We start from the raw sequence: 3,202 nt of genomic DNA, 5'->3' as shown, positions 1-3,202 counted from the left end.
ACCTCCCCTTCGAACTCCTCGTCGAACACCTCAACCCCACCCGCACCCCCCACCGCCACCCCCTCTTCCAAACCATCCTCACCCTCAACAACACCGCACCCGGCAACGATGGTTGGGCATCGGAGCCGCTGCCGCAGGAGCAGGACGACACCCTCCGCACGGCCAAGTTCGACCTGTCCTTCACGGTGATCGAGCACCACACCGAGGACAACGCCCCGAACGGCCTCACCCTGACCATCGAATACGCCACCGACCTCTTCGAGCCCGCCACCATCCAGCGGCTCGCCGAGCAGTTCCAGCGCATCCTGCGCAGCGCCGCCGACCACCCCGACACCCCCATCCACGACATCGACCTGTTCGGCGAGCACGAGCGCCGAGCCCTGTTCACCGACTGGAACGGCCCGACCCGCGAACTCCCCGGCCGGACGCTGCCGGAGCTGTTCGCCGCCCAGGCCGCCCGCACCCCCGACGCCACCGCCGTCGTCAGCGGCACCGACACCCTCAGCTACGCCCGGCTCGACACCGCCGCCAACCGCCTCGCCCGCCACCTCGTGGCCCAGGGGGCCGGCCCCGAACGGCTCGTCGCACTGGCCGTGCCCCGCTCGGTGGAGACCCTGGTGGCCGTGCTCGCGGTGCTCAAGTCCGGCGCGGCGTACCTCCCGATCGACCTCACCCACCCGGGCGAGCGGATCGCCTACACCCTCGACGACGCCCAGCCGCTGTGCGTGCTCACCACCACCGAGGCCGCCGGCCTGCTGCCCGCCACCGAGCACCCCCGCCTGCTGCTCGACGCCCCGGACACGACTGCCGCCCTCGCCGCCCTCCCCGCGCACGACCTCACCGACGCCGACCGCTCGGCGCCCCTGTCACTGCGCAACCCCGCCTACGTGATCTACACCTCCGGCTCCACCGGGCGCCCCAAGGGCGTGGTGGTCGAGCACCACTCGCTGGACGCCTACCTGGCGTGGGCCCGCGACGCCTACGGCAGCGTGTCCGGCCGGGCCCTGGTCCACTCCCCGGTCTCCTTCGACCTCACCGTCACCGGCCTGTTCGCCCCGCTCACCAGCGGCGGCACCGTCCAGCTGATCGAACTGGACGACGAGGCCCCCACGGCACGGGAGTTCGAGCGCCCGACCTTCGTCAAGGCCACCCCCAGCCACCTCGCCCTGCTCACCGCGCTGCCCGAACGCTTCTCGCCCAGCGAGCAGTTGGTCCTCGGCGGCGAGTCGCTGATGGGCGAGGTGCTGGACGAGTGGCGCCGACGGCACCCCGGCGCCACCGTGATCAACGAGTACGGCCCGACGGAGACCACCGTCGGCTGCACCGAGTTCCGCATCGAGCCCGGCGACACCGCCCCCTCCGGCGTGATCACCATCGGCCGCCCGGTCTGGAACACCCGGATGTACGTCCTGGACGAGGCGTTCCGCGCCCTGCCGATCGGCGTCGGCGGCGAACTGTACATCGCCGGCGACCTGGTGACCCGCGGCTACCTCGGCCGCCCCGGCCTGACCGCCGAGCGCTTCCTGCCCGACCCGTACGGCGAGCCCGGCACCCGGATGTACCGCACCGGAGACCTCGGCCGCTGGCACCACGAGGGCCGGCTGGAGTTCCTCGGCCGCACCGACGACCAGATCAAGCTGCGCGGCTTCCGCATCGAACCCGCCGAGATCGAGGCCCACTTCACCGCGCGTACGGACATCGCCCAGGCCGCCGTGCTGCTGCGCGAGGACAACCCCGGCGACCAGCGACTCGTCGCCTACCTCGTCCCGTCCGCCGACACCCCCGCGCCGGACCCGGCCGAACTCCGGTCCACCGCCGCGGCCGGGCTGCCCGCCTACCAGGTGCCCTCCGCCGTCGTGCTCCTCGACGCCCTCCCGCTCACCCCCAACGGCAAGCTCGACCGCCGCGCCCTGCCCGCACCGAACCCCGCCGCCGCCGGAACGGTCGGCCGCGGCCCCCGCACGCCCCACGAAGAGCTCCTCTGCGACCTCTTCGCCACCACCCTCAACACCCCGGCCGTCGGCATCGACGACAACTTCTTCGACCTCGGCGGCCACTCCCTGCTCGCCGCCCGGCTCACCGCTCGGATCCACGACGAACTCGGCGTCCGGATCGGTCTGCGGGCCCTCTTCGAGACCCCGACCGTGGCCCGGCTCGCCGAACGGCTCACCGCCGAGGGCGGCGCCGAATCCGGCGACGGGCTCGGCCGGCTGCTGCCGCTGCGCACGGGCGGCAGCCGCCCGCCGCTGTTCGCCGTCCACCCCGGCGGGGGCCTCGGCTGGTGCTACTCCGGCCTGGTCCGCCACCTGGACCGCGACCGGCCGCTGTACGCGCTGCAGGCCCGCGGCCTGGACGGGGACACCGAACTGCCGGGCAGCGTCCCCGAGATGGCCGCCGAATACCTGCGGCTGATCCGCGAGGTGCAGCCAAGCGGCCCGTACCACCTGCTCGGCTGGTCCTTCGGCGGCACGGTCGCCCACGAGCTGGCCCGCCTCCTCCAGGAGGACGGCGAGAGCGTCGCGCTCCTCGCCATGCTCGACTCGCACCCCACCGGCCGCCACCGGCACGCCGGCCGGCCCAGCGACGCCGAGATCCTCTCGCTGGCCCTGGACGGCCTCGACCTCGACGAGCTGGGCGTCCCCGCCGCGGCCACCCCGACTGCCCCGGCTTCAACGGACTCCGACTCCCCGGCGGCCGGCACCGGAGCCCTCGGCACCGGGACCCTCGGGGCCGGGACCCTCGGGGCCGGACTCCCCGGGGCCGCGACGGTCCTGGAACTCCTGCGGGAACGCGGCAGCGTGCTCGGCGGACTCGACGAGGCCGCACTCGGCCGGCTGGTGCGGGTCACCGCCAACAACCTCGCCCTGGCCCAGGGCGAGCAGCCCGGCCGCTACCGGGGCCCGGTGCTGTTCTTCGAGGCGCTGCCCGGCCGGGGAGCCGACGGTACACCGCTGACCGAGCACTGGGCCGAGCACGTGGACGGCCCGATCGAGAACCACCCGCTGGACATCCCGCACAGCCGCTTCACCACGCCGGAGGCCCTGGACGTGATCGGCCCGATCCTCGCCGCCCATCTGCGCTGACCCGGCCGAGCGATGGTGGTGGGGGGGCCCCCCGCCGCCCCCCCCCCCCCCCCCCCCCCCCCCGGCCCCCCCCCCCCCCCCCCCCCCCCCCCCCCCCCCCCCCCCCCCCCCCCCCCCCC

1 protein-coding gene is annotated in these 3,202 nt (G+C 74.9%); it reads left to right on the top strand.

The annotated features are described in order from the left end of the window. A partial coding sequence (locus ACWD4P_RS38015) for a non-ribosomal peptide synthetase (RefSeq protein WP_449782792.1) occupies positions 1-3,083 on the top strand: 3,083 nt, incomplete at its 5' end. Between the last annotated feature and the right edge of the window lie 119 nt (positions 3,084-3,202).

It is taken from the genome of Kitasatospora sp. NPDC002543 (genome assembly GCF_053594915.1).
Note: the sequence above shows the minus strand (reverse complement) of the source record. Positions and strands in the feature narration are given on the sequence as shown.